Source organism: Halomonas sp., assembly GCF_041689495.1.
Classification (GTDB): Bacteria; Pseudomonadota; Gammaproteobacteria; order Pseudomonadales; family Halomonadaceae; genus Halomonas.
On sequence record NZ_JBDNGD010000187.1, the window covers coordinates 1 to 6508 of the forward strand.

The 6508-nt window shown below is 57.4% G+C and carries 7 protein-coding genes; all 7 read right to left on the reverse strand.

Going from position 1 to position 6508, the window contains the following annotated elements:
* The coding region (locus tag ACESMD_RS06495) for a TatD family hydrolase (RefSeq protein WP_372611441.1) at positions 1-606 on the reverse strand (606 nt) is incomplete at its 3' end.
* Positions 607-784: 178 nt separating this feature from the next.
* Positions 785-2239, reverse strand: coding sequence for a glycosyltransferase family 39 protein (locus tag ACESMD_RS06500; RefSeq protein WP_372611443.1), 1455 nt, complete (start codon positions 2237-2239; stop codon positions 785-787).
* Between the two features lie 9 nt (positions 2240-2248).
* Complete coding sequence (locus tag ACESMD_RS06505; RefSeq protein ID WP_372611445.1) at positions 2249-2893, reverse strand: HAD-IB family hydrolase; 645 nt, start codon at positions 2891-2893, stop codon at positions 2249-2251.
* A complete protein-coding gene (locus ACESMD_RS06510; protein WP_372611447.1) occupies positions 2890-3645 on the reverse strand; it encodes an SDR family oxidoreductase in 756 nt (251 codons plus the stop codon). Before ACESMD_RS06510 ends, ACESMD_RS06505 begins: the two co-directional genes overlap by 4 nt.
* The gene (locus ACESMD_RS06515) at positions 3642-4943 is read right to left on the reverse strand and encodes an FAD-dependent oxidoreductase (RefSeq protein WP_372611449.1); all 1302 of its coding nucleotides are present in this window, start codon (positions 4941-4943) and stop codon (positions 3642-3644) included. Before ACESMD_RS06515 ends, ACESMD_RS06510 begins: the two co-directional genes overlap by 4 nt.
* Positions 4940-5911 carry a YbhN family protein gene (locus ACESMD_RS06520; protein WP_372611451.1) on the reverse strand — a complete coding sequence of 324 codons (972 nt, stop codon included), beginning with the start codon at positions 5909-5911 and terminating at the stop codon, positions 4940-4942. The genes ACESMD_RS06515 and ACESMD_RS06520 overlap by 4 nt, the downstream gene beginning before the upstream one ends.
* On the reverse strand, positions 5908-6508 hold a 601-nt coding region (locus tag ACESMD_RS06525; protein WP_372611453.1), incomplete at its 5' end, for a UbiA prenyltransferase family protein. The genes ACESMD_RS06520 and ACESMD_RS06525, both read right to left, overlap by 4 nt.

Here is a 6508-nt window from a genome sequence, read left to right on the forward strand (position 1 = left end):
GCTGTCGGTTTCCAGCACATAGCCATCCTCGGGCAACGACGCCACGGTACGATGCAACCGTTTGGCCCGCTGATGGGTCACCGCTCCGCCCAGCCCGAGCGTGAAGCCGAGCTCGAGGAAGGCCCTGGCCTGCTCGGGAGAGCCCGCGAAGGCATGGATCAGCCCGCCTGCCGGCGGGTCGAGCTGACGCAATCGCTTGGCGACCTTATCATTCGCGCGTACACAGTGGATCACCACGGGAAGTCCGAGTGCCTTGGCGAGACGCAGTTGGGCATCGAAGAGTCGCCACTGGGCGTCCAGGGTCTCGGAGAAGCGGCCATCGATGCCGCACTCACCCACCGCCACGACCTCTGGATGCGCGTCCAGGGCCTGCGCCAGGGCATCCAGATCGTCTTCGCCGTGCGCATCCATGAAGTAGGGATGCAGCCCCAGGCAAACGCTGACGTCATCGCGCTCACCGAGTGCCAGCACATTCGACCATCGTTGCCGAGTCGTGCCCGGCACCACGAAATGATGTACACCCTCCGCCCTCGCCCGCTCGATCACCACCTCGCGGTCGGTATCGAAATCGGGGAAATCCAGATGGCAATGGGCGTCGATGAGCATCTTCAGCTTCTCCGCTAGCGGACTTAGATTCGCGGCTTTTCCGGCGACAGGCCTAGGATAAAGCGCTTCGACCCTTCACTTCCTGTACGTAGAATGGTTAACGCGATTTCTTTACGTAAAACCAGCCCCATAGGGCGCCCTGCCCTCCAGGGCGCCGAGTGTAAAGAAAAAGACCAGTTTATTTACTATAAATTACAGCTACACTCTGGTTATCCTGAGGGGCAAAATACTCTACGCTCAAGCCTATTCTTTCAAAGTCTTCAATCACTTCATCTAGGTCATGATTCTGATGCTGCATTATGATATAAAAAGGCTCTTCTGCTCCCAAGATACCATCAAAATAAATTGGCTTCATGTCGACCTCACCGCTATTAAAATAAAACTCAGCCATCATTTTCTGAATTTCCGGCATTGAGGAGTTTCTCGCCAAGTAATATATATTACCTTCTGGCCTTGAATTTTTCTCCACAAAAGCAATAGCTTCAGCATGGTTTTGCATAGGAGAGACCTTTGATTTTACCTGAATAAAAGTTGCGGCCAAGTTTCCAACGCCACCAATAAAAATCAGAAGAAAGACAAATCTTAACCCAGAGATTTTTAGACCTTGCGCCGCAAGGCCAAGAAGTATAGAAAAAATAGGGAGAACTACAATATAATTCCTTCTGGTAGAAATTGGCGAATGATAATCAATAGCCGCTATTATAATGACAAAAGCCACCAACAAAGCAGTGCAACTAATCCAAACATTTTTTAGTTTTTCAGAATTTTCAAAGTCTCGATCCTCTCCTTTCCTCGCAAAAAGAGTCACTGCAGCAAGCAAGGAAACAAAAATCAAAGCAACAACATACTCTTTATATGGCTCTGGGAAAGCCTTTGACAAGTAATTTAATTGGGGAGTCATACCTGAAGAAAGCTGATAAATTGTTGATTGAATTCCTTCAGACTTTATCCAAAAATTTTCCCCTGTCTTTTCACCAATTCCTCCTTTCAGGAAATGGAAAAAAGGCCATATAAGGCAAGATATTCCTGAAAAAACAATAGTTAACGATCTTTTAACATCTTTCCTAACGTCGTAAAGTGAAAAAATAAGTATCAGCCCAGCATAGATAAAACCAAAGTAATGAGTCAGGGTTAAAGAAATGGAAAGGAAGATTAATACAAAGAACTTAATTAAACTATCTTTATGCCAGCTTTTAAGGTATGAGATAGTCAGGAATGATGAAAGCATAAGCATCATGGAATATGACCTTGTCTCTTGAGCATAAAATGCAAATAGAGAGCTTGTCGCAAAGAATATAATAGTTGCTTTAAAACTTATTCCTCCAACCTCATTCTTAGCCCAAAACCATATAGCAGACAGTGAAGCTATAGAAAATACAAGACTTAGCAACCTAGTTACACGCTCATCAGAACCGAACAGGCCAACCCATAAATTTAGAATAACCTGGTATAATGGCGGGTGAACATCAGAGAGAATGTATACATTAAACATATCTCCCATGCTAAGATTTGCTGCCACAACAGAGTACAGCTCGTCCCACCAATAGGAGTATTGGTAGAAAACTCCTACCATGGATAAAAGTATCCCTGCACCCACTAGAAAGTATGTAAAATAATCTGAAATATTTTTCACAGTCTTCCCTCAAACAGAGATAAATTTTTTGTCTCTACTTTGCCAGAGATAACCCCTATCAACCAAGGTAACTAAGGGAATATCCGCTGCGGTATCACCATACGCAAACGTTTCTACCGGACTACGACCATCTCGCCACGCAAGGACCCGTCTTAGCTTTTCCTTCCCATGACAGTTTTTACCTCGAAATTTCCCTGACACATGACCACCGGCATCCCTTTCGAGCGCTGTGCAGATCACATCCGAGAAAAGCTCTCGCTTTGCCCAAGCGTTCAGGTATACGTCCATCGAGGCACTGACCAGCACGCACTCATGCCCCTGTTCCTGGTGCCACCTGAGGCGCTCCATGCCCTCGGGCCGCAACATGGTGGGAATCACTTCTTCGCTGAAGCGATTCCCCAGTTCGAAGAGTTCATCGATGTGGTAGCCGGCCAGGTACTGCTTGAGCACGATCTGCTTGGCAATATCGTTGCGCAGCAGCTTGGCGAAGTAGGCGGCCAGCACCGGGCTGACCAAGGCCAGCTTGGCGTAGTAGGTCGGCGTGCCAACAACGAACTTGAGGAACGGCATCAGGGTGTCGCCGGTCGTCAGCGTGCCGTCGAAGTCGAAAAATGCGACGGGACGAGTGTCCGGGCTGTCGGTATCCTGGCTCATAGCGACATCCGTTTGAAGATCGATTCGGGGATATGCTTGATGATCAGCATGATGCCCCACCAGAACCACGGCAGGTACACCTCGCCCTTGCCCTTCTGCATGGCCTTGATGATGCCCTTGGCAATCTGCTCGGGCTTGGCCCACAGCGGCCCTGACTTATCGAGGCCGGCGGTCATGGGGGTATCCACGAAACCGGGCTTGATGGTCACCACGTCCACGTTGGCCTTGGCCAGGCGATTACGCAGGCCCTGAAGAAAGAGGGTGACCATGCCCTTGGCGGCGCCATAGACGTAGTTGCTCTGCCGCCCTCGATCGCCGGCCACCGAGCTGATCACGGCGATCACCCCGTGCTGCTGTTGCTCGAGGCGATTGGCGAGCAGGGTCAGCAGGCTGATGACGCTCAGGGCATTGGTCTCGATCTCCTGGCGGGTCTTGGCGACATCCGCCTGACAGGCCTGCTGGTCCGGCAGGGTGCCGTGGGCGATCAGTACGCCGTCGATGCCGCCCAGCAGGTGCTCGGCGGCATCGATGAGGTGGGCATGCTGGTGGCTGTCGGTCAGGTCGGCCACGCTGCCGTCGATGCGCTGGTGGTCGCTGGCCCGCACCGTCAGGTCGTCGATGAGGGCCATGAGCTTGTCGCGGTTGCGCCCCACGCAGTAGAGGGAGGCGCCTTGAGCGACCAGCTGCCGGGCGGTTTGCTCGGCAATGGCGGAGGTCGCACCGAAGAGAATCACACGCTTGAGGGAGTTCATGAGGTCACACGCTGCCAGAATCGGGAAGAAAAGCCAGGATCGACGTAGTCGCTGAAGGCTTCCCATTGGGGATAGCCGGACTGAAACAGGCTCGCCGGCATACGGGCGTCCTTGCCGGGATAGAGAGTGCCACCGGCTTCACGCACGATGGCATCCAACTCCTCGAGAAGGCGCAGGGTCTTGTCACCCCTATTGGGGAAGTCCAGAGCCAGGGTGGTTCCGGGGCGCGGGAACGACAGCATGCCCAGCGACGTCTTGTCCCCGAAGGTCTTGAGCACGGCAAGAAACGAGCCTTCCCCGCGCCTGGCGATGGTATCGAGCAGCGCCGCGGTGGCGGCCTCGGCCTCGCGGGGCGGGATCACGCACTGGTACTGGTAGAAGCCACGCCGCCCATAGATGCGATTCCAGTCCTGGATGGCATCCAGCGGGTAGAAGTACGGCACATAGTGGGTCAATGCCCCCTGCGGCTTCAGCGGCTGCCGGTAGTAGAGGGTATTGAAGGCGCGCAGGCTCAGGCCGTTGACCAGCGAGAACGGCGGGTCGATAGGGATGCGCTTGCCGCCTTCCTTGAACGTCGGCAGCTCCGTCTGCGTCGCCGCGTGCTGACCCGCGAGCAGGATGCCCCGGCCCTGGGCGTTGCCCTTGGCCAGGCAGTCGATCCAGGCCACGGTGTAGGGCCAGCGGGCCTCGGCGCGTCGATTGAGCGTCCAGAACTCGTCCAGATTGGTGAAGCGCTGCGACTCGACCCACATCCAGGGGTTCTGGATCGGCATCAGCTGAAGCTCGACCCAGCGCATCAGCCCGGTCAGCCCCAGACCGCCGACGGTCGCCGAGAACCAGCCGCTGTCGTCCTCGGGCCGGCACTCAATGACGCTGCCATCGCTGCGCCACAGTTCCAGAGCGCGAACATGATGGCCGAAGCTGCCCACGGCATGATGGTTCTTGCCATGCACGTCGTTGGCCACGGCACCGCCCACGGTGGCCAGGCGCGTCCCCGGCGTACTGGGCAGGAACCAGCCTCGGGGCACCACCAGGGCGAGAATCTCGGCCAGGGTCACCCCGGACTCGCAGCGCAAGATGCCCCGCTGTGGGTCGAACTCGATAAAACGGTCGAGCCCTCGGGTCAGCAGCAGCGTGCCCTGCTCGGTCAGGCACACATCGCCATAGCTGCGCCCGTTGCCGTAGGCCAGCAGCGGCCTTGGCAGGCTGTCCGGCACACCGGCCGTGCGCTGGGTGAGCGCATGGACCGCGTCGGGTGTCACGCGCGGCAGACGGTTCCAGGAGCACGGGGCGGTCATGCGGCGTCCTCCGACGGCATCTCACCGTGGCGGCTGCGGATCAGGGCCGCCAGGCCGATGACCACGGCAAACCACAGCGTGGCCAGGCGGATGAATACCGTCGCCGCGATGGCGGCGGGCATGGTCATGCCCTTGAGGACCAGCAGCGAGACCATCACCGCCTCGGCGCCGCCCAGGCCACCCGGCAGGAAGCTCAACGCCCCGGCCAGCATCGACAGCGCATAGACGAAGATGGCGAACGACAGCGAGATGTCGGCGCCGAGCCAGCCCAGCATCCAGTAAAAGGCCAGTGCCTCGGCACCCCAGGCGACCACGCTGATCACGGTGGCGATGCCCAGCAGGCCGGGACGATGGCAGCGACGCGCGCCTCCCAGCATCTCGCTGGCATGGGCGACCAGGGCCATCAGTTTGCCCTGACGGGCCGAGGCCCAGTCGTGCAGCTTGTCCAGCAGCGTCTGACTCGACAGACAGACCAGCACCACCACGATCCCCAGCACGCCAGCGAGCACGATGCCCCGCGCCTGGGGGTACTGGGCCAATCCCACCAGGGTGAGCAGCACGATGGCGACAAGATCGGAGAGCCGCTCACTGATGAAGGCGGCGAAGGTCGCTGGGAAAGGGACGCCGTGCTGCTTGAGCAGCACACCACGGAAGGCTTCCCCCGCCTTGCCGGGCGTGGTGGTCAAGGCAAAGCCACTGAGATAGATGCGCAGGCTCGGCGGCCAGGCCACGGCATGGCCCAGCTGCGACAGGTAGAGCTGCCAGCGCCCGAAGCGCAGCCCGTAATTCACCAGCGACAGGCTCAGAGCGATCAGCGTACCCACCAGGCCGATCTGTACGAAGGCGGCAACCACCTCCTCCCAGCCGCCCCACAGGGAAAACGCCAGGTAGCCGGCGGTCGCCACCACGATGGAGAGGATCAGCGCCCGCAGTCGCCACCCCTCCAGGTGATTCACTGCAGAGGTCATGTGAGCACCCACAGGGTGGTGATCACCCAGGCCGCCACCGTCACCAACAGATGGCGATCCTGCACCAGATCCTTGGCGGTATCGTTGCCCTTGGCCAGATGATGCAGCAGATAGAGGTAGCGAAAGATGCCATACACCACGAAAGGCAAGGTGTAGATCAGACCATTACTCCCATGCAGGGCAATCGTCTCAGGGGAGACCGTATAGAGACCATACGCTATCACCGTACAGGCGGCGGTGATGGAGATGAACTGCTCAAGCATCTCGGGGCTGTAGTCATCGAGCACGCGCCGTGTCAGGCCATTGTTGGCACCTTCGGTGGTCTCCAGCATCAGCAGCTCGGCGCGTCGCTTGGTAAAGCCCAGGAACAGCGTGACCATCATACCGCACAGCAGCAGCCACGCAGACGGCGCAATGCCCAGGCCCACCGTGCCGGCCAGGATGCGCAGCATGAAACCGGAGGCGATCAGGAACACGTCGAGGATCACGACGTGCTTGAGGTGCCAGGAGTAGAAGATATTGATGACAAAGTAGGTCGCCACGAACAGCGTGACCCAGCCGCTGACCAACAGCGACAGCACCGCCGAAGCAGCCACC